The sequence below is a fragment of the Enterococcus sp. HY326 genome (genome assembly GCF_026157065.1).
In the GTDB taxonomy this organism is placed as follows: Bacteria; Bacillota; Bacilli; order Lactobacillales; family Enterococcaceae; genus HY326.
Genome location: NZ_JANLGQ010000003.1, coordinates 214,290 through 236,437, shown reverse-complemented (window position 1 = coordinate 236,437; position 22,148 = coordinate 214,290). Strand labels below are relative to the sequence as shown.

The following is a 22,148-nucleotide window of genomic DNA, read 5'->3' as shown; positions in this document are numbered from 1 at the left end:
CATCTTTTTTCACACTTTCGTCATATAAGAACGGATTCATTATGATTTGATTAATTTTCAAAAAATGATTCTCAGCTGCAAGCAAACTAATATCTTTCTTGCTTGATTAAGCCTAGAATACAAACGAAGTCAAAAGGAGTGAAGAAAAATGAAAAAAATTACCCGTGAAGATGTTTCCCATATCTTAGTCAAAGATAAATATTATGAAAAAGGTCATCTGGGCACAAAAATCTTTCAAAGTGTGGTTGCACTGGTTGGTTGGTTTGGCGTTATCTTGCCTTTTATCTGGATTTTTGTTCCGATTTTATTTCCTGACTTAGAAATCAGCCGCTATTTCCATAGCTATTCTGAAGAAATTCGGGCGTTGATGTTTTTAGTTATTTTCTTAGCCATCTCATTTGTTATTATTTTAATTACCTATGTTAGCCTAACCCTTTGGAATAATCACCGTTTTGGCGGTCAGTTACGCAAAGAAACGACCTACGATGATCAACGTCTAGCTACGCGGCGGCAAGTCTTAAACGACAGCTACAACGAACGCTTCGGCAGTCAAGAGTATCGCCACACGGTCAAATACTACGCTGTCAAAGAAGAACAAAATCTCGACACGCACTTTGTCGCTGATCTCTACAAAGAAAATGGGGTGAAATTATGAACCTGATGTTTCATACCGGCAATCAAATAATCGATATTATTTTAACGTTACTCTTTCTAATTTTATTAACCTATCCAATCTTAGGTGGTTTCTCATGGTTTATCGGTGTCTTTTGTTATCGGTTCATCTTCCGCTATCGGCAAAAAAAATGGGACGACATCCCCATTGAGATTGAACCCTTTGTGACCATCATGGTTCCAGCCCACAATGAAGAAGTCGTTATTGAAAACACAATCGAATACTTGATGACTGAATTAAATTATGAAAACTATGAAGTCCTCGTCACTGACGATGGCTCAACAGATGATACTCCCAATATTTTAGCCCGCTTAATGGAAAAATACGATAAGCTGCGGGTCATTCGCATTGAAAAAAATAAAGGTAAGGCTCATGCCTTTGATATCGGTGTTGGTTTTGCCAAAGGTGAATTAATTTTAAGCAACGATGCCGACACCGTTCCTGAACCAGGTGCTTTGAATCGCTATATTAATTATTTTATTCGCCAATATAGTACCAATATTGCAGCCGTTACAGCTAATATGGATGTGCAAAATCGCAGCCGCTTAATTACCAAATCACAAACAGTTGAATTTTCCAGCATTGTCGGCATTATCAAGCGGACACAAAAGGGTGTTTTCGGTGGCCTCTATGCCTATAGCGGTGCCAACACAATGTATCGCAAAGACGCATTAGTCGATGTCGGTCTCTTCCGGCAAGATCGAGCAACAGAAGATATCAGTATTGCATGGGATCACCAAATGGATGGCTGGCTTTCTTTATTCGCTCCGCAAATTATGTTCTTCATGGAAGTCCCTGAAACGATGCGGATGCTTTATCGGCAACGTCGCCGCTGGGCCAAAGGCGGCATGGAAGTGTGGTTGACCAATTTCAAAAAAGTTTTTCTGCATCCCTTCAAAAATATCGGCCGGACAATTATGTATCTTGACCAAAGTTTAAGTATTCTCTGGTCATTTTGTTTTTGGATTTTTACCGCTTGGTTTATCGGGCTCTTCTTTTACTTTTTGAGCATGGGCAATTACGAAAGAATTTATCATATGTTTACAATGGCCTTCGTCTTTGTCATTTTTGAAATGATTTCCGGCTTCTTCCAATTAGCTGCGGCCTTACTAGCCGATGACGGCGGTCGTAAATTAAAATACATGTTCTTTGCACCTTTGTATATGTTGTTTTATTGGATGATGAACGCTTTGACGATTGTCACCACCTTTATTCCGGCAATTAAAACTATTTTAGGTCACGGCTCCGGCACTTGGAAAAGTCCTGAGCGGAGTAAAAAACATGCCAAAGATACTTCCGAAAATGACTTAATCAAAGAACTGCATTAAATAAAACAGCTGCCAAACATTTACTATGGAGCATCCTTCAAAGCTAGCTTTTTAGTCTAACTTTGAAATCACTTCATCCGTTAGTTTGGTCAGCTGTTTTTAGTTTGGATAAGAGGTTGTTTGCAATTCCCACAGCTCATCAGACAACTCAGCAATCAGCTGATCTGCATCACTGACCCCTTCAGAATAAACCGTCACAATATACGGAGCCTTACTATAAAAAATTCCGATATCATGGACATCGCTGTCGAGACTGCCAATTTTATGGGCAACAGAACCAGTTGTTTCAGTGGTCTCTAAGCGTTCAGAAAAAGCAGTCGCTAGCATATTTTCAATCAAAGTTTGATAATTATCATTAGTGTCACTTGCTTCATAGAGATAGCTTAAAATTTCTGCCGCTGCATCAGATGTAATTTGATTTTCATTTTGACTGATGTCTTCGCCTAAATATTTCAAATAATAGGCACTACGAGTGCTATCATACCCTCCTAAGGCAGCATAAAGCATATTGGTGGCAATATTATCTGACTCGACAATCGCCAGTTCAGCTAGCTCCGCTAATGTATAGCTTGCTTGAGTATCATATTGAATCGTGCCTGTTCCCGATTCGTAATAACTATCATCGTAGTAAATGATATCCTCCCATGACAAAACACCGGCATCAATTTGATCACTGAGATACATCACCAGCGGTACTTTTGTGGTGCTGGCGGCGGCGTATAACACTTCACCATTATAAGAAATTGTTTCACCGCTAGTTAAATCTGTATAGGTAATTGAAAGCTCACCATCACTTTTTTCGCCATAGCTTGAAATTATTTCCTCCACATCTTCTAAGTAATCCGTTAATGCCTGAGTGTCCTCTTCACTACTAGTCGCCAGTTGCATCACAGCGGCTGCCCCAGACGCTGTTGTTGCTGTTGTTTCTGTCGTCTCAGTGGTTTCGACTGTTGCCGCTAATCCCAAAACATCATTGTACCAAGCTTCTAAAACCAATCCCGTTAAGCCACTTAAAATTACCCCACCCAAAATTAGATGTTTTAATTTCACAGGAAGCCTTCTTTCTAAACATTATTTTATTTCATGACTATAAGGATGGTGGCTTAAATAGAGCTTAAGGGTTTAAAAAATTGAAATCATCAAAAAAAGTCCACTGTCCTTGAAAGCTTTTTATGAAGCCAAACTTTTTTAGACACTGCACTTTTTTGATTTTTTATTTTGAACACTGACTTTTCACGCAACTCAGCTAGACTCACTGATATTTTTCTATTCCGTTTGACTTGATTGTTGAATTAAGTCGATAAAAACTGCGCCATATTTATCTAGTTTATTTTGACCAACACCATTGATAGCCAGAAATTCCAATGAATTTTGCGGTTGTTTATCCGCTAGCTCCCGCAAGGTTTTATCTGAAAAAATCATATATGGTGGCAATTTCTGCTGCTGGGCTAAATCTGAGCGCAGCTCCCGCAATCGTTCAAATAGAGCATCGTCCGCTACTAACTGACGCACCTGCGCTTGCCGGCGGTAAACTTTCCGCTGGCCCTTCAATACTTCAACACCGCTGTTGGCTAATTTTAACGTTGGAAATTGTCCGTCTGAGGGGATCAGATAACCCTCCGCTGTTAAATAATCAATCAGCTGGGTCAGTTCTTTTTGGCCCCAGTCCTTCATCAAGCCATAGGTCGGCAATGTTTCAAAATGCCATTGCAGCACCTTTTGATTTTTTGAACCGGTCAAAACTTGCGCAACTAAACCTTTACCGAACCGTTCCCCCATGCGCTTAATACACGAAAGAATTTTTTGCGTTTCTAAAGTAATCTCCACCTGTTCCCTTTGGTCTAAACAATTACTGCAGCGACCGCAATCGCCTGCTTCCTCACCAAAGTAATGGAGAATATAGCACTGCAAACAGCCCTGTGTATGGGCGTATTGTTCCATCTCCCGCAGCTTTAAATATTCCTGCTGCTGATAGGCAATCGTTCCTTGGGATTGTTCGATAAAAAATTTCTGGACTTGAATATCTTGTGGAGCAAATAATAAAACGGCTTCACTCGATAGACCGTCCCGACCTGCACGGCCAGCCTCTTGATAATAGGATTCCAAATTACCGGGAATTTGATCGTGAATGACAAAGCGCACATTGCTTTTGTTGATGCCCATTCCAAAGGCATTAGTGGCAATCATCACAGTCCTTTGATCAAATAAAAAAGCTTCTTGATTACTTGAGCGCTCCGCCTCTGATAAACCGCCATGATAGCGGCCTACTGAAAACCCGCCATCTTTTAAAATATAAAATAAACGGTCAACTTCTTTGCGGGTGGCGGCATAAATAATGCCCGCCTGCCCTTTATTTAATTTCAAATACTCTTGTAAGTACAAATCCTTTTGCTCTTTAACAACCTCAAAGGCTAAATTTTCTCTGGCAAAACCCGTTTGCACACGATTTTCAGCAGGAATCTTTAGCAGCTGGCAAATATCATCGGCCACTTTCGGCGTGGCCGTTGCCGTTAAAGCCACCACGCTAGCAGAAGCCGGCAAGCCCTGCAACAGCTCAGGAATTTTTAAATAGCTGGGACGAAAATCATGGCCCCACTGGGAAATACAGTGGGCTTCGTCAATCGCCACTAAATCAATCGGCAAACTTTCCAGCAGTTGTTGAAAAGAAGCGGCCTCCAAACGTTCAGGTGCAACATAAAGCAATTTTAATTCGCCATTGCGGGCTTGTTGCATCCGCTGCTGCCATTGCTCTTGACTGAGGCTGCTATTAATATAGGCCGCCGCAATCCCCATCTCCTGCAGACTGTCCACCTGATCTTTCATCAAGGCAATCAGCGGTGAAATCACTAAAGTTACACCGGGTAATGCTAGTGCTGGCAGTTGATAACAAATCGATTTACCGCCGCCAGTGGGCATAATCCCCAGCACTGGTTTTTTTTCAAAAATTTTCTCAATAATCGCCTGCTGTCCCGGACGAAAACTGCGATAACCAAAAGTTTTTTCTAATAAAGGAATTAAATTTTGCATACTAGCCTCATTTCTAAACACCCCTCATTATACGCAAAAGTTGTCAAAGAAAAAAGGCTGTCAAAAATAAAAAAATAAAGCAGCTGAATTTTACTTCTTTCAATGCGCTATAAAAAGATTTGCAAAAATCAGCCACTTACTTCGTGATAAAAAATTTTGTATAATTTAAGCTTTTCAACAGCTGCTTTACGGTTATAAATACTAACCGAAAGTTTTTTAATCTACTGCTTTACAAATTTCTACTATATAAAGAGTCATTGTGAAAATCAGCACTTTTCATTTATTACTTATGTCAGACTTCTTTTAGATAAATAAAATAAAGAAGACATGCGCTCCTTTCATGATAAAGGATGAGCAAGTCTTCTATTATAAGGTCTTAATCTTTTAATTCTAAATAAGCAATTTCTGCTGGAGTCAAGCTAACCTCTAAGGCTTTTAAGCTTGAAAGCAATTCATTTTTATTACGAGGTCCAATCGAAACTGTTACTTCAAAACGAGGGTCTAAAACATAGGCTAACGCAACGTTAACTGGCTCCACGCCTTTTTTCGCAGCTAATTCTTCGACGCGAGCTAATTTTTTAAAGTTTCTTTCCGTGAAGAAGGCGTCTTTAATATCTTGAGGAGCATCAGCGTTCATATCTTTCCATAAAGGAACGAAGAAGCCGGCACTTTGAGCACCCCAACTCATCACAGTGATACCTAAATCAGCGTTGGCTTTAACATAATCGGCATCTGCATAGACAGTTCCTACCCAGCGAGGTTTTTCAACATCAGCTAAAGTAAAGGACGGGCTGTTGACACTAATGCCTTGATAGCCTTTAGCGTTACAATATTCAGCGGCCTCTTTGACCCGAGCCAATGACCAGTTGCTCATACCATAAGCTTTAATTTTACCTTCTTGATGATGCTCTTCTAAACGATCCATCAATTCCGCTACAGGAACGGATTCATCGTCTCGATGCAAGACGTATAAGTCAAAGAAATCCACGCCCATATTTTTCAAAGAAAATTCTAAATCTTCGGTAATGTATTTAGCAGCAACACGGCTTTGCTCTGGATAATGAACATTGTTTTCATCCACATAATGATGAACCGCTTTATTGACAAGAATTAACTCGTCACGATTGCCCCGCTCTTTTAACCATTTAGTGATAATTGTTTCAGACTTGCCGCCGTTATAAAAACGTCCCGTATCAATTACGTTGCCGCCTTGTTTAACATATTCATCCATCAAATCAAAAATCACCGCTTCATCTTCTGGGCCAAACCAGCCAGTTCCTAATGAAACACGGGCAACCTCTTTGTCGATTCCTTTGATTTTCGTATAAGTCATTGTCATTGTGAAACGCTCCTTAATTTTTGCTTTTCTTTTGAAATTTATTTACTGTTGGCATCGGCTGTTTTGCCAAATTTATTACCAATTTTGGCACCGAACACTTTGCTGTAACGCATTCCGATTAAGAGTGCTAGGACAAAACAAACGGTTGAAAAAGCAACTGCTAACAGCATGACACGAGTGAAGTCGCCAGCCATTAACGTTTGAACTAAAACTGGTACCACATAAGAAGCCCCTGCCATAAAGACATTGTAAAGACTTGTGTTACGGCCTTTGCCTTCAGGGAAGAATTGACTCAACATCGCATTACCGATTTGCAAGACACCACCAGCAGCGAAGAAACCAACACCGAAGGAACCGATTGTTAATGTTAATTGACTCGGAATTAGATACACCATTGCTAATAATAAAGTAGCCACTAAACCGTACACAATCATGACGGTGATATCTTTGATACCTTTAGACATGATAACTGAAGTTAAAAGTACCGCAATGAAACTACCTAAACTATAAATTGTTACTAAACTACTTGAAGCTACATCAGACATCCCAACAATATCAACTGCGTATAAAGTTGATGTTTGTTGCCACAAATAGAAAGTACCGAAGATAAAGAAGGCGTATGCCATTAAAAAGATACCTTCCAGATAAAACTTCGGCTTGCTGGAAAATTTTGCTTCCTCTGCTTTTTCTTCCTTGGCAACTTCTTTTCCTTTAATATCCGGGAATTTGGCAGTCATCATGAAAATGAAATTCACTGCAACCACGGCTAATGGTAAAACTAATGACCAGCCATACCAAAAATTATTTGTTCTCAAGAAACTGATAAACAACGGTGCAACACCGCCGGCTGCGATAAAACCTTTGACAATTACGGAAGCAACACTTGGCCGGTCTGGATAAATTTCCATCAAAGCAGGATAAGTTGCCCCATCTAAGAAGGAGGTTGCCGCACCAGCTGTGAAAGCCACCACATAAGCTAAGGTTAAATTATTACATAAAATTAACCCGCCGAAGAAACAAATGTAGCCAACCATTCCGATTAAAGCAATCGGCTTGCGACCAAATTTATCCGCTAACATACCTGAGAAAAGCAACACGATAATCTTGCCGATTCCGGTAGCGGCAATCACGCCCATCACGCCAGCCGTGGTGGTGTTCCAGTTTTCAGCAAAGTTATTGATGTTCTGTGAAATAATAATTGCTTGGATACCCTGTACAAAATAATTCATGTATAAACCGAGTGACGTTGAAAAATATTTGTTTTTTAACATGTCCTGAACCCCTTTAATTTTCCCAGCGTTTTTTTGTTAATGTGATACTTTTCACATTAACTCTGCACAAATAGTTTAATACAGGTAGAATGATAAAACTAATGCTTTATTTTGATTGTTTTTATAAATTAAATTCATATGTAGATTTGCATTAAAAATCAAAACTTGATAAGCTATTTGTAAGGAGAATGAAAGGAGATGAAAAAGTTGGAAATAAATTACATTTTAGAAAATTCTGCCAAAAATCTGTGGCGAACCAAAGGCAAGCTAGGTACGCTTTTATTATTAATCATCGTCGGCAGCTTCTGCTACTTCTTTATGCTTTACAGCTCTTTCATCGGTCACTGGCAGGCAGACTCCATGGCAGCTGCCGCAAAATCTTCTTTGGGCATCCAATCCGTCAGCAACACGTTGCCGATTCAACTGGCAAAATTTATGGCGACCTTGCTTTCCTTTTGTTTTTTTGTCTTGATGGCGGTGTATACTAAACGCAGCACCATTCAATATGCCCAAATTCAAAAGGAGGATTTTGAAATTCAAAGTTTTCTCGGGGAACGGACTTCGATAATTGCCTGCGAATTTGCTTTACAATCCATCTGCTATCTATTAATTTCTCAGCCAATTGGTTTAGCAATCGGCAATTTTTTATATCGCCGCAGCATGGTTGGCTTGATGAGTGCAGCTGAATTCAGCAGCTTATTAAAAACATTTCCTTTTCCAATCTGGACCTTTCTTGGCTTGTTACTGGCAAGCTGCCTTTATGTCTTTCTAGGAAATTTTTCCTACATTTATCGTCTATTACTACGGGAATTTAATCGTGAAGACTAACATAAATGAAGGATTGAAAAGCCTGCGCCAAGAGCTTTTCAATCCTTCAATTTTTTAAATAAAAAACCGCAGGAGTTAGCCTCTAGCTGAAAAAGCTAGGCAAAACTCCTGCGGTTTATTTTTGTCTAATGGCTTTTATAGATTAGCGCCATTCACTGGCGTACAAATCTTTTTCTTCTTGGTTGCCGAATTTATGGCGAATAAATTTATCCGCTTCGGTAATCACCAAGATTAACGCTCCGGCCACTAAAGTCACGCCCCATTCCGTCAAACTCATCGCTTCCGTGTGGAAAAACTGATTCATAAACGGCACATAGGTGAGTAACAGCTGGAGCCCTAACATAATGGCAATGATAACAAAAGCCATTTTGTTGCTGAAGAAATCTTTTGAAAAGGCAAAGCTGTTGGTCCGGATATTAAAGAGGTAGAAAATCTTACTCATCACCATAATATTCACCATCATCGTGCTAGCTGTTACCTGATTAACCCCTTGAGCAAGAATCCACTCATAGGCAAACAAACTAATCAGCGCCATCAAAATAGAGACATACGCCATCTGAATCACATCATGGCGATTCATCAAGTTGGCGGAATTTTTGCGGGGCTTCCGCTGCATAATTCCCGCTTCTGCCGGTTCAAAAATAAAGGCAAACTGAATCGTAATCGCCGAAACCATATTAATCCATAACAATTGGGTCGCCTGCAACGGCATTTCCCGCTGCATTAAAATGGTGAAGGCAATAATCAGCCCTTCTGCAAAAGAGGTCGGCAATAAAAAGAGAATACTCTTTTTAATATTATCGTAAATTCGGCGACCTTCACGAATCGCCACCCCAATTGTCGCAAAACTATCATTGGCTAAAATCATATCCGCCGAATCTTTGGCCACGTCCGTCCCAGTAATCCCCATTGCCACGCCGATGTCGGCTTTCTTCAAAGCTGGTGCATCATTGACACCGTCACCAGTCATGGCGGTGACTTTGCCGCTCTCTTGTAAAGCGGCAACGATTTCCAATTTATTTTTTGGCGTCGTGCGGGCAAAAACTTGGTGGCTGACTGCTGTTTCAGCTTTCTCTACTTCAGAAAGCTGATCCCAATCCGGACCAGTAATCACTTTGATATTTTTGGCTAACCCTAATTTTTCTCCAATCGTTTTAGCAGTCGTCGGGTGATCACCGGTAATCATTTTAACTTCAACACCGGCTTCCCGCATATCTTTTAAGACGCTGATGACTTCTTCCCTCGGCGGGTCGATAATTCCGGCAACGCCGAGAAATTGAATTCCTTCGGCTAATAATTCATGGGTAATCTCTGTGACATCCGCCGGCACTTTCTGATAGCCGACTGCCACCACCCGCTTGCCTTCTTCTGTTAATCGCTGAACTTTTTGGGCCCAGCTATCAAAGGCAAAGTCCGCTGTACTGGCTTGGGCCATTGGCAATAATTTATCCGGAGAACCTTTAATGAAAATAATATTTTCTTCGGTGGTTCCTCGAACTAATTTTGCCATGTAGCGGTAATCTGAATCAAAGGGCAGCATATCGATTTCTTCATAGGCTGGTGCCTTTGAAAAAACTTTATGATACAAGGTTAAAAATGAACCATCGGTCGGTTCACCATTAATCTGCCACGTTTTATTTTCCTCAAACAACAAAGTATCATTCGCTTCAAACCCAGCTTCCAAGAATAATTTTAATTTTTCTGTCACTGGCTGTTCTTTACCAAACTCAGAAATTTTTCCGACTGGCTCATAGCCATTGCCGCTGACCTTATAATGATGGTCATCAATCAAAAGGTCTTTGACCGTCATTTCATTCTTCGTCAAGGTCCCAGTTTTATCGGTCGCAACCACATCGACGGAGCCCAATGTTTCTACTGCCGGCAAAGATTTCACAATCGTGTGTTTGTTTTTAGCCATGTCGCTTACGCCCATCGCTAAAATAACTGAAGTGGTGGCCGGCAATCCTTCTGGAATCGAACCGACAATCATCGTCACAACAGCTAAAGCTAAAACCGAAAGGGAATAGGTTTCAAAAAATAAACCTAATGCAAACAAAGCAACAGCAGCAGCCAATACAACATAAGAAACGCCTTTACCTAAATTATCAATTTGGCGCATCAATGGTGACTTACCTTTTTTAACCTGGCTGACCTCCGTTGAAATTTTCCCGATTTCCGTATCGGCAGCGGTCGCAACCACGACGCCAAGCCCACTCCCATTTGTTACAGAAGTGGAGGCAAAGGCCATGTTAAATTGTTCCGCCAAGGGAATGTTTTCACCAGCTAAATCCTTCGCTGTCTTTTCTAACGAGTCGGCTTCACCGGTTAAAGAAGCCTCTTGAATTCGCAAATTATCGGCATCGACAATCCGCAAATCCGCCGGCACACTATCGCCGGCTTCTAAGAAAACCACATCGCCGACAACTAAATCTTCAGCGGGAATATCCTGCCGTTGACCATCCCGATAAACGGTCGCTTTCGCCGCTAACATTTCTTTAATTTTATCCAAGGCATCAGAAGCATTGGCTTCTTGATAATAACCAATTAAGGCATTGGCAATAACCACTAAGCCAATAATCACAGCATCCGAATAATGCCCCATCAAAATCGTCAGTAACGCTGCTAAGACTAAAATATAAATAATCATATTGTGAAACTGTCGTACAAAAAGTTTCCACTTTGGCGTCTTTTCGCTGGTCAGCTGATTGGGACCATTCGCTGCTAGCCGTTTTTCGGCTTCTTCAGCACTTAGTCCATTTTCAAAATTTTCTGCTTGATAAGCTTGTTTCAATTGATTGATACTCTGGTGATAATCTTCCTTCATTGTGTTTAAACACTCCTTGATTTTTTAATTTTTAGATACACAAATAAACGCTCCGCAAAAAAATGCGCACCGCTACCTTCTACTCAATTAAAAAATAAGGAACTTCAAAAACATACAACGACGTCTCGGCGTCAGGGTCCATTAGACTATCACCTCCAAATAAAAATTAATTTAAGCTTAACAAAAATAACGGCAGTTGTCAAAGGGCTTACATTTTCTTAGCATTTTTATAATCATTGTAAGTTGAAAAAAATTCTTAACAACTCTTTTCCTAAAAGAAAATCTTCGTTATAATATGGACAATTAGTTGCGGAGACTTTCCGCTGAAAAAGAGGTCAAAATCATGTTAGATGTAACGACTGTCCTAGAAAAAATGGCCATGCAAAAGGTCAATTACGATAAAGTTTTACGCAAAGTTATCAGCGATTGGCAAAAAAATGAAGAGCGCCCTAAAATTCTGATGCACTCCTGCTGTGCCCCTTGCAGCACCTATACGTTAGAATTTTTATGTGAATATGCTGATGTGACGATTTTCTTTGCCAACTCCAATATCCATCCCGAAAGTGAGTACCAGCGGCGGGTTTTAGTTCAAAAAAAATTCATCGATGATTTCAACACCAACACCAATCATGCTGTCCAGCTAATTGTCGATGAGTATAAACCAAACGAATTCGTTAAAATGGTGACCGCCGCCAAGTTGGACAAAGAACCAGAAGGCGGCGAGCGCTGCACCGCTTGCTTTAACATGCGTTTAGATTTAGCTGCCGAAAAAGCCGCCGAATTAGGCTTTGATTACTTCGGCTCAGCCCTGACAATTTCGCCGAAAAAAAACAGTGCTCTAATCAATCAAATCGGCATGGACATCCAAAAAATTTATAATACAAACTATCTACCCAGCGATTTCAAAAAAAACAGCGGCTACCAACGCTCAATTGAAATGTGCAAAGAATACGATGTCTACCGCCAATGCTATTGCGGCTGTATCTTCGCCGCCAAACAACAAGGCGCCGATATCAAAGCAGTCAACCAAGAAGCCAAAGCTTACGTTGCTGACCATCAGGCAGAATTGGCAGAGCTGTTACCAGAGAGAAGAGTGAAAGCGAAAGAATCATCCGTCTAGACAATAATTTTAGATACCAATACAATTAAAAGAGGAGCTGGCAGAATGGCCAAGCTCCTCTTTGTTTCTCTCTATGCATACAGTTTCTTTATTAATTCAAATCAATTGAAAATTGTTTTTGCTTAATTTGCGCTGTCACAGTTTCTTTAGCTGATAAATGAAGGATAACTTGCCCTGTCACATCCCCGTCAATTACTACAGAAGCCTGTTGACCATTTCGGGAAATAGAAATTTCTGCTAAGTATTGACCAGTAGTATCAAATATTTTTGCCTGACAATTTTGTGGTTGATACACATGAATCTCAACATTTTGATGGTAGTCGTATTCAGCTTTGTTGTCCTGACCGGTTACTAAAATACTATTAGGTTTCACTAATAGCGGCAGATGGAAATAGTCATAGGTTTCTTGATACCATTTTCCACCAGCATAAGTTTTACCAGATAAATAATCAGTCCAAACATCTTCTGTGTCCGGTACATAAAAATCAACGACTCCCTGATCATTAAAGACAGGCGCCACTAATAAATTTTCGCCTAACATATACTGCTGATCTAACGTATGGGTTGCTCGATCTCTTTCAAAATCTAAGAACATACTACGCATCATCGGCACACCTGTCTGGGTTGTCAGAACCGATTGGCTTTGCAAATACGGCATCAAACTTAATTTCAATTTTGTAAAGAATTGCGAAACTGCCACCGCTTCTTCTCCATATAACCATGGTACTTTATACTCCCAACTACCATGATAACGACTATGAGAAAAAAGCAAGCCAAATTGCGTCCAACGTTTGTATAAATCTGGTGTTGAGCCTGCTTCAAAACCGGAAATATCATGGCTCCAATAACCAAAACCACCTAAACCAAATGATAAACCAGCCCGTAAGGTTTCCGCCATTGAAGGATAGTCGGACGTACTGTCACCTCCCCAGTGCACGGGGAATTTTTGTGAACCTACACTTGCACTGCGGGCAAATAAAACTGCCTGTCCCTCGCCTTTTTCTTTCTTAAGCAAATCAAAAACGACTTCATTATATAAAAATGCATAATAGTTGTGCATTTTTTCAGCATCCGCACCGTTATAGTAAACTGCATCAGTCGGAATTCTTTCACCAAAATCTGTTTTAAAAGAATCGACACCCATGTCTAGCAAAGCTTTTAATTTACCATTGTACCAAGCAACTGCCTCTGGATTAGTAAAATCAACGACTGCCATACCCGCCTGCCATTTATCCCATTGCCAAACGTCACCGTTCGCTCGCTTCAAGAAATAGCCACCTGCCATGCCTTCGTCAAATAACGGAGACTTTTGACCGATGTAAGGATTAATCCAAACACAAATTTTTAATCCTTTTGCCTTTAAGCGCTGCAACATTTTAACCGGCTCTGGAAAAGTTCGTTCATCCCAAGTAAAGTTACACCATTCATATTCCCGCATCCATAAACAATCAAAGTGGAAAACTTCTAAAGGAATATCCCGCTCAAGCATCCCATCGACAAAGGAATTAACAGTTTTCTCATCATAATCTGTTAAAAAGGAAGTGCTAAGCCACAATCCAAATGACCATGCTGGTGGTAATGCAGGTTTGCCAGTTAAATCCGTATAGTTAGTGAGGACATCTTTTATAGTTTCACCAGCAATCACGAAGTATTCTAACGCTTCACCCGGTACACTAAACTGAACGCGGGATACTTTTTCACTCCCTACTTCAAAGCTGACTTTATCCGGTGAGTTAACAAAAACACCATAACCTTGGTTGCTAATATAAAACGGAATATTTTTATAGGCTTGTTCGGTACCCGTTCCGCCATCGGCATTCCAAATATCAACAGATTGACCATTCTTAATAAAATTGGTAAATCGTTCTCCTAAACCATAAATTTTTTCATCCACCCCAATCGTCAACTGCTCACTGATGTGCGGCAGCCCCTTCGGATCATGAACGTAGGCTTTGCTGCGGGAAAGACTTTGGGTAATTGGTTTACCTTTATAAGAAAAAGTAGCTTGCAAGCCTTCTCCTTTGGTTAATTCGATAGAGAGATCACCAGATGTATAGCGATACACTTTTTCATCTTCCAAAATTTCCGGTTGGATTTCTTGACTGTTAATTTCAAAGTCCGGGAATTTTTTTTGAATTCCTTTATAATTGTATAATTTCACCCCGATAACATCTTGATGGGGCGTGGATATTTCCATTGTTAACAGTCCGCCATCTAATGTTGCTCCTTTATGACCAACATAAGTATAAGGCATATAGGCAATCAGCTTATTTTCCTTTTGAACCGCATCGTAAATATGTACGACATACTTAACATCATAGCCTTCTTTAATTAGCCATCCACCATCTGAATATTTCATCCTTTTCGCTCCTTTGAAATTAAATATAAAGCGCCTAATAAACCAGCGTCATTTGAATAAAAACATTTTTCCACCGCCACTGATAAATCCGGCCAGTGGGGGTTTTCTTGCAAAGCTGCTTCAACTAACGGTACTAATTGCGGATTTTGACTGACACCACCGCCAAGTAAAACTTTTTGGGGATTCAAAGTTGTCACAGTGTTAAAAATTGCAATTGCTACATAGCGACTCCAATTTCTTAAAATTTCTTTGGTTGTCAATCGCTCATCGGCAAAAATTTCTTCCCCAGAAATCTCTTGTGCCGCTGATATTTGATAAAACTGACGGTATTGGTCAACTAAAGCTCTAGTTGAAGCGAAGTCATGAAGCGTTTGATAGCCGCTATCAGAAAAATTAGTAATCATCATTCCAAATTCACCGGCTCTAAAACCCGCACCATGAATAATTTCTCGATTCTCGACAATGGCTCCACCAATTCCAGTACCAAGTGTAATCAGTAAAAAATCTGCAATGTCTCGGGCATTTCCTTTAGCTAATTCTGCTAAAGCAGCACAATTGACATCATTCTCAATTTTGATGGAAACCTCGTGATTAATCTCCGCTGCCAATAATTCAATAATATTGGCTCCGTGCAAATTAGCTAAAGCCCCAGCCAGAAGTGCCTCACCACTTTCTGGATTGATAAATCCGGGAAAACTCAGACCAATTCCTTCAATCTGAAAACTATTTTTGGCAGTAAAATAGCAGTCTGCTAGACTGGCGAAAAAAATTTTTTTCTCATGATTCGTTGGCATCTTCCCCTTAGTTAAAAACTGGCCTTCGTCAGTTAATACTGCGTATTTGACAAAGGTCCCGCCAACATCAAAACACAAGTAGTTCACTTCAACACCTCCTAATGATAACCCTTTCAAAGTTTATTATACGTAATCACTTGCTCTTTTTAATACCGCTAATATTAGTGGCAATACTGTGAAAAATAGTCTTTTCCTTTGACCTGTTACCTAAAATAGAAAAACACTTCAGCTACTGTAAACTATCCACCATCATCAATCGTAATTGACTGCGGGAAAAATAGTTCTACTAGCCCAAGTGTTCAACCTAGATTACTCTGTTATCTTTTTGCGGAACTCATTTGGTGACTGCTTAAAAAATTGCTTAAATTTTTTGTAGAAATAATCTACATTGTGATAACCGACATTTTCGGCCACCTCATAGACCATTAAATTGGAATTTTGCAAGAGGTCCGCTGCTCGATTCATTCTAATCTTCTCTAAATAGCTCAAAAAAGTTTCATTTGTTTTCTTTTTAAATTTTTTCCCTAGATAAGCACTGTTATAACCGAATTGATCTGAGACTGATTTTAAGGTTAAATCCTTTTGATAATTTTTCTCCAAGAAATGGATAATCTCTAAGACAATATCTAAATTGTTTAACTGCTTAGCCACAGAAAGTGAGAATTCTGCCAGTCTTTCTTGAAAACGTTGCAGTAAATCTGCGCAAGTCACTGCACTCCAAAAAAATTCTTTGTTTGAATGATTTTCAGCGGTTAACGTTTCTGGGCTAGCACCAATCCGCTGTGCTACCTGCAGAATAATCTGTTCAAACTCGTGATTGACATGCCATTTAATGTCCCTCTCATAAGCCAATTCAAAAATGAAATTATTTCGATAAGCCGTTAAGGTCGGCAGTAGGGGTTGATTATTTAAAATAGTTTCGACAAACTGATTGGTGATATGTTCAGTGTAAACAACCTGACTTTGTTTTTTTAGTAGTTTTGCTTGGGAAATCCACTGATTGGAAAACAAAAAAGTCATTCGCTGTAATTCTCGAACAGTCTCCGCTATTACGTGCAAATCTTGATTTGTTTTTAGCCAACCAGTCATTAAGATTTCTTCTTGCCCTAACAGGTCGACTAAGCTTTTACCAGCTACTTCAAGTGCTACCTTATCTAATAAAAACAAATAATTATAGCCAAAGTTATTCAAAGTAACGGTCACGGCTGCATGCTGAACAATTGTTTCTAACATTTCAGGGACTTCTTCTTGGGGATAACACAGACAATTAATCTGCTGAAATCCTTGCAGTCCAGTGTGGTCATTGCCAAAAATTTTGCTCATCAGTTCTTGCTTTAAGGTGTTTTCCCGTTGTACTTGATCGCTTTGATTAATTGAAACGAGAATTTCAATTAATTCGTCTTCATCCACAGGCTTTAGCAGATAAGAAGCCAAGCCGAGCTTAATCGCTTCTTTAGCATATTCAAAATCTGAATATCCCGATAAAACAATCGAATAAAAATCGCTTTGCTGCGCCTTGGCCTGCTTCAACATCTCTAAACCGTTCATTTTTGGCATCCGGATATCAGTAATGACTAAATCCGGATGCTCAGCCAAAATAATTTTTAAGCCTTCTTCACCGTTTTCAGCAGTCCATGCTACCTGATAACCATAGTCTTCCCATTCAATCAAATTAGGTAATCCCGTTCTAATCATTTCTTCGTCATCAATTACTAATATCTTTTTCATGGGACCTCCTAGTTTTCTATCTCTTTAACCTCACGATTGCTCGCTTTCAAACAACTCTTCAAACCACTTTGCAAAAAGTTCTGGCCAAACGGCTACCGTTTTTTCAATTCCATATAGTGGCAGACCTGTAGCAGTTTCCTTCACGGCTAACGACAGGCCGTGCCCACCCTTGGTGAACAAATGTAGCTCAACAGGAACCTGAACTTTACGCAAGGCTGCCGTAAAAAGCAGGCTGTTTTCAGCCGGTACCAAGCCATCCTCGCCAGTATGCCAAATAAAAGTCGGCGGCGTCTTGTTGGTCACCAAATTTTCTAAGGAAAAATCAGCAGCAGCCTGTTGATAATTTTCCCCTAATAGATTTTTAAAAGAATCCTGATGTCCAAAAGAACCACTACTAATCACAGGGTAACTCAGGAGCAATGCGTTAGGCCGCCAGCTCTCTCTAGGGCCTTCAAGATAATCAGCAATCACTTCAGTTTGCCAAGCAACACCAAGATGGGCTGCTAAATGCCCACCAGCGGAAAATCCAGCAACAATAATTTTTTCGGGATTTACAAACCATTTTTCACTATTTTTTCTGACTAGCGCAACGCTAGCAGCTAACTGTATTAGAGCTGTCGGATAGGTTGCTGGTTGAACACTGTAGCGTAAAACGAAAACTTGATATCCAAAACTCATCATCTTTATAGCAATCGGTTCTGCTTCACGATCTGAAGTCATTTCGTAACCACCGCCGGGACAAATAATCATTGCTGGTCGTCGCCAGCTCACATCCATTTCCTGAGAATTTTCCATCACATAGGTTGTTAAGTTTGCAGTGCTTCCGTTAATTGGTAGTGCAATTTTATCATGAATCACAAAAATCCCTCTACTCTATTTGAATTTTTAGTACAATCGGTAATTCTGTCGCTAGTTTTGGTACATTCACCTGTAACCCTTGTTGACTTTTTTGCCAAACTAGCTCCTCTGAATTTTCTAACAAGGTAATTTTTTTGATAATTCCGTGAAATTCTGGAATATTTTGGTCTTGGCTATCTCCTAACGATTTTATCCAAGCAGTCCCTTGCGGCGGCTCCATAAATATTGCATAAATGCTATCTCCTTGAACCGTAAATCTGATATCTTCAGAAGTATAGGTTTGGATACTTGCCTCTTGAAATTGACCCGATTTTAATTTTGTTGGCCCTTCTCCAGCTTTACGCCAAGGCTTCGACTTATAAATGGCAGCTCCATTAACTGCTAACCAAGCTCCGAGGGTTTCTAAAATTTCCCGGTCTCGCTGGGGAATTTCACCATTCCCTTTTGGCCCAACATTTAATAATAAATTACCATTTTTGCTAACAACTTCAATTAAATCATGTAAAATTTCTTTTGGTGTTTTGTAATCCAGTGTAGTGGTGTAACACCATGAGTTGCGGGCAATCGCCGTATCTGTCTGCCAATAAAATGGCTGTGAATCAGCAAATTTTCCTCTCTCGATTTCTACAATACCCGAGCCAAACATCATTGCGTCATGTTTATAGGAAATACTAGTTGGTCTTTGCCATTGAGCACCACGATTGTAATAAAAAGCCGCCAGCAATTGTAAGCTTTCCTTAAAAGCAGCATGTTGAATCCACCAATCGAAATACAAGATTTCCGGTTGGTACTGCTCAATAATTTCGCAAGTACGCAAAAGCCAGTCTTCTAAAAATTCGTCTGTTGGATATGGTTCACTATAAAGTGCTTGATTATCTGGCTCTGGCATAGCGGGCCAATAGAAATCACCTTTTTCTAGTGGTTCTCTGACATCGCTTGTAAACTCTTTGCCATGACCAAAGAAAAACCAATGTTCAGCTCGATGAGAGGACGTACAAAAATGCAGACCAGCAGCCTCTGATGAATGTTTCAGTTCCTTCAAAATATCTCGTTTAGGTCCCATTTCAGCTGCATTGAAGTGCGAAATTTCACTGTTATACATTTGAAAGCCATCATGATGCTCAGCTACAGGAAAAATATATTTAGCTCCCGCTTGTTTAAATAGAGACACCCATTCTTCGGGATGAAATTTTTCAGCAGTAAATAATGGAATAAAATCCTGATAACCGAATTTATCCTGCGGACCATATGTTTGACGATGATGATTAAATTCTGGATGACCTTCAATATACATATTGCGGGAATACCATTCATTATTAAACGCTGGAATGCTGTATAGTCCCCAATGAATAAAAATGCCAAACTTGGCCTCCTTAAACCACGTTGGTATCTCAAATTGTTTCAAAGATTGCCAATTCGGGAAAAAAGGACCTTGATTGGCAATTTTTTTAATTTCTGCTAAAGATAGCATCTTACCCCTCCAACTTGACCGCCTGCAACCAAGCTTTGGCAATTATGACATGTCCTGCCAATGATGGATGGACCCGATCTGCACTCAAAACATAGGATGACTGAAGTGCTGTAAAGCGATCCATCTCAACTTGTAAATCAACATAAGACAATCCATATTTGTCCGCCAATTTTTCAGTAATCTGATTATAAGTCATCAGCATTTTTTTCATTGGGTCCTCTTGATTAGCCTCTACCATAAAAGCAGAGAGCAAGACAAGCTTTATTCTCTTTTCTAAACTTTCAAGAATAAGCTCTTCATAGATTTTTTCAAATTTATCCAATTTTACCTGTTCCTGCTGCATAAACGTTCCATCAAACTGTCGCCAGACATCATTCACACCAATCATAATCGTCAAACAATCTGGCTGAAGAGCCATAATTTCCGCCCATCTCTCCTTTAAATCTGTAATTCGATTTCCACTGATTCCCTGATTGATAATCATCAACTCTTTTTCAGGATGAAGGCCTGTTGTATAAGCATTGATTAAATTAACGAAGCCCTCGCCCCATGAAGACCAAGCAGCCGGAGCAGCTCCGTAGTCACGACCAGCATCGGTAATCGAATCCCCGACAAAAACTATGCGTTCCTTTTTTTTGAACATGGTATCAAGTCCTTTATAATCTTTTTCTATCTTTTAGCTACCTTTATTAATCAGTAATAGAGTTGTAGCACAAGTGTTTTTTTACTTATGCTACAACTCTAAAATTCAAGATTTAATTTCTATTGCGCTGCATATTCTGACATAACCTCAACTCGAGCAGCATCTTGTTCTTCAGCACTTGCCATATCTACTTCTAAAACTTGTTCATAGCCAAGTCCAATTGCTGTACTTTGTAGTTCATCTAATAGTGAGTTAAATTCTGCTTCATCGCTAGCAAAAATCATCCGCCAAGAATAATCTTTGATTGAAGAGCTAACTTGATTTCTGACTGTTGAAATATCTGAACTGTCTTCTGGTCTCGTGTAGGTCGCTCCAGGTGCGACAGCAATTTCGTCATGACTTTCTAGATATTCAACTGCACTAGTTGCTCCATCCATGTGACTTGACCAATCTTCTTTTAATGGCGTCAATGTTTCAGTTAAATAACTATCCCATTGATTAAAGTTATATGGATATCCTGTATCAGGATTTTCATCAATTAACATAACTGTGCGTACATTCAATGCTGAATTTCCGTCGGCATAATTTCCGCCACCATATTCTTCTGGTACCTCAGCATCACCATTGATTAAAGCTTCCACGCCAAAATCAGTTAGCTGTGGTTGACCTGCATCATCTACTTCCCAAGTCAATCCTTCAATACCTGCACCACCGACAGTTTGAGAAGCATTTGTTGAAATTCCCTCTGGTGAATACAACCAATCTATAAAATCAGCAATTCGTTCTGGCTCTTCAGCATTTGCTCCAATACCCAAGAATAAGTTGCCACCATTTGTGCGAGCACCTGTTGAATAATTTTTTTGATCTGCAATAGAAGCCATCATGAAACCGACACCATTACTAGTATTATCAACAGTATTAAAGGCTTGCTGACCTAACCAATGATACCAAGAATATAATACTTGTCCCCCTTGGAACTTAGAGTATAAAGTATCCCAGTTTTGTGTTGTTGATTCCGGATCTACTAAGCCCATCTGATTCGCTTCAAAATAAAGTTTCAACGCTCGAATATATTCAGAATCATCATCTAAAATTCCTTGATAATCAGATCCATCTGTTTTAGCTAAGACATAACCTACTGAATCATAGCCGTATAATTGCGCTAATTGGACAGCATTTGACATATAGTCTCCATCCCAATCGCTAAATAGTGAAAATCCATAAACTTGTTGTCCATTCCCAGTCGTAGGATTACTTTCTTGCATGTCTTGTAAAACCGGTAATAAATCTTCCAATGTATTCATTTCTGGATAACCTAATTCACCGTATAAATCCCAGCGTAAATATGCTCCAACATTTAAATCTAGTCCTTCAGATGGAGTGTCTGGCGCTGAGTTAGAAACTTCTGTTGGAAATCCGTAAATGGCACCTTGATTTTCGTTCAAGTTTTGAACAGCACCATCATATTCAGGTAAAAATTCCATATCTGCATATAAATCTGTTGCATCGTACAACAATCCGGCTTGTAATAGCTCATCATATCTTTCACCAGTACTTGTTAAAATTAAATCGCCTAAGTCGCCAGCCGCTGTTCTTGTTTGATACAGTGTGTCACCATTTCCTGCTACATTTGGAGCGATAATATTTAGTTCAATGTTAAATTTATCTTTGACTAATTTTCCAAACCATCCACTTTGAATTCCCATGTAATTAGCTGTGTCGGAGTACACATCAATCGTGATTGTCTCTCCGCTATTATCTTGTGAATCATCTGCTGAACTTGCTGAACCACATGCTGCCATTCCAGCTACACTGCTAACTAATAACAATGCCAGTCCGCCATACTTTACCCATTTCTTGCTCATTAATAAATTCTCCCTTCAAT

General features: G+C 39.8%; 16 protein-coding genes. 4 read left to right on the top strand and 12 right to left on the bottom strand.

The annotated features are described in order from the left end of the window. Positions 1-148: 148 nt before the first annotated feature. Together ORH16_RS08960 and ORH16_RS08955 are read left to right on the top strand one after the other, a co-directional pair. On the top strand, positions 149-655 hold the full coding sequence (locus tag ORH16_RS08960) for a cell division protein (protein WP_265458149.1): 507 nt from the start codon (positions 149-151) through the stop codon (positions 653-655). Next, positions 652-2,001: a glycosyltransferase family 2 protein gene (locus ORH16_RS08955; protein ID WP_265458147.1), complete on the top strand. Its 1,350-nt coding sequence runs from the start codon at positions 652-654 to the stop codon at positions 1,999-2,001. The genes ORH16_RS08960 and ORH16_RS08955 overlap by 4 nt, the downstream gene beginning before the upstream one ends. Before the next feature lie 99 nt (positions 2,002-2,100). Here ORH16_RS08955 and ORH16_RS08950 read toward each other — a convergent pair whose 3' ends face one another. The 4 genes from ORH16_RS08950 to ORH16_RS08935 all read right to left on the bottom strand — a co-directional run bounded on the left by ORH16_RS08950 (position 2,101) and on the right by ORH16_RS08935 (position 7,638). Further along, positions 2,101-3,051, bottom strand: coding sequence for a serine hydrolase (locus ORH16_RS08950; RefSeq protein WP_265458145.1), 951 nt, complete (start codon positions 3,049-3,051; stop codon positions 2,101-2,103). A 216-nt stretch (positions 3,052-3,267) separates the two neighbouring features. After that, complete coding sequence (gene recQ, locus ORH16_RS08945; RefSeq protein ID WP_265458143.1) at positions 3,268-5,028, bottom strand: DNA helicase RecQ; 1,761 nt, start codon at positions 5,026-5,028, stop codon at positions 3,268-3,270. 376 nt (positions 5,029-5,404) lie between these two features. Further along, positions 5,405-6,367 (bottom strand): aldo/keto reductase, encoded by a 963-nt coding sequence (locus tag ORH16_RS08940; RefSeq protein WP_265458141.1) that lies wholly within the window; start codon positions 6,365-6,367, stop codon positions 5,405-5,407. A 38-nt stretch (positions 6,368-6,405) separates the two neighbouring features. After that, complete coding sequence (locus ORH16_RS08935; protein WP_265458139.1) at positions 6,406-7,638, bottom strand: MFS transporter; 1,233 nt, start codon at positions 7,636-7,638, stop codon at positions 6,406-6,408. Between the two features lie 198 nt (positions 7,639-7,836). Between ORH16_RS08935 and ORH16_RS08930 the strand changes: the two genes are divergently transcribed. Beyond that, positions 7,837-8,466: a hypothetical protein gene (locus ORH16_RS08930; protein ID WP_265458137.1), complete on the top strand. Its 630-nt coding sequence runs from the start codon at positions 7,837-7,839 to the stop codon at positions 8,464-8,466. A gap of 142 nt (positions 8,467-8,608) precedes the next feature. On the opposite strand, the gene ORH16_RS08925 is transcribed toward ORH16_RS08930, so the two are convergent. Next, entirely contained in the window at positions 8,609-11,290 is a 2,682-nt protein-coding gene (locus ORH16_RS08925) for an HAD-IC family P-type ATPase (RefSeq protein ID WP_265458135.1), read from the bottom strand. A gap of 343 nt (positions 11,291-11,633) precedes the next feature. Between ORH16_RS08925 and ORH16_RS08920 the strand changes: the two genes are divergently transcribed. Beyond that, positions 11,634-12,410: an epoxyqueuosine reductase QueH gene (locus tag ORH16_RS08920; RefSeq protein ID WP_265458133.1), complete on the top strand. Its 777-nt coding sequence runs from the start codon at positions 11,634-11,636 to the stop codon at positions 12,408-12,410. A 91-nt stretch (positions 12,411-12,501) separates the two neighbouring features. On the opposite strand, the gene yicI is transcribed toward ORH16_RS08920, so the two are convergent. The 7 genes from yicI to ORH16_RS08885 all read right to left on the bottom strand — a co-directional run bounded on the left by yicI (position 12,502) and on the right by ORH16_RS08885 (position 22,128). Then, positions 12,502-14,769 (bottom strand): alpha-xylosidase, encoded by a 2,268-nt coding sequence (yicI, locus tag ORH16_RS08915; RefSeq protein ID WP_265458131.1) that lies wholly within the window; start codon positions 14,767-14,769, stop codon positions 12,502-12,504. Then, entirely contained in the window at positions 14,766-15,650 is an 885-nt protein-coding gene (locus tag ORH16_RS08910; RefSeq protein WP_265458130.1) for an ROK family protein, read from the bottom strand. Before ORH16_RS08910 ends, yicI begins: the two co-directional genes overlap by 4 nt. Positions 15,651-15,872: 222 nt before the next feature. Further along, complete coding sequence (locus ORH16_RS08905) at positions 15,873-17,291, bottom strand: response regulator (protein ID WP_265458128.1); 1,419 nt, start codon at positions 17,289-17,291, stop codon at positions 15,873-15,875. A 30-nt stretch (positions 17,292-17,321) separates the two neighbouring features. Next, a complete protein-coding gene (locus ORH16_RS08900) occupies positions 17,322-18,149 on the bottom strand; it encodes an alpha/beta hydrolase (protein WP_265458126.1) in 828 nt (275 codons plus the stop codon). Between the two features lie 10 nt (positions 18,150-18,159). Then, the gene (locus ORH16_RS08895; RefSeq protein ID WP_265458125.1) at positions 18,160-19,620 is read right to left on the bottom strand and encodes an alpha-L-fucosidase; all 1,461 of its coding nucleotides are present in this window, start codon (positions 19,618-19,620) and stop codon (positions 18,160-18,162) included. A 1-nt stretch (position 19,621) separates the two neighbouring features. After that, the gene (locus tag ORH16_RS08890) at positions 19,622-20,263 is read right to left on the bottom strand and encodes an SGNH/GDSL hydrolase family protein (protein WP_265458123.1); all 642 of its coding nucleotides are present in this window, start codon (positions 20,261-20,263) and stop codon (positions 19,622-19,624) included. A 119-nt stretch (positions 20,264-20,382) separates the two neighbouring features. Beyond that, entirely contained in the window at positions 20,383-22,128 is a 1,746-nt protein-coding gene (locus ORH16_RS08885) for an extracellular solute-binding protein (RefSeq protein ID WP_265458122.1), read from the bottom strand. Positions 22,129-22,148 lie beyond the last annotated feature (20 nt).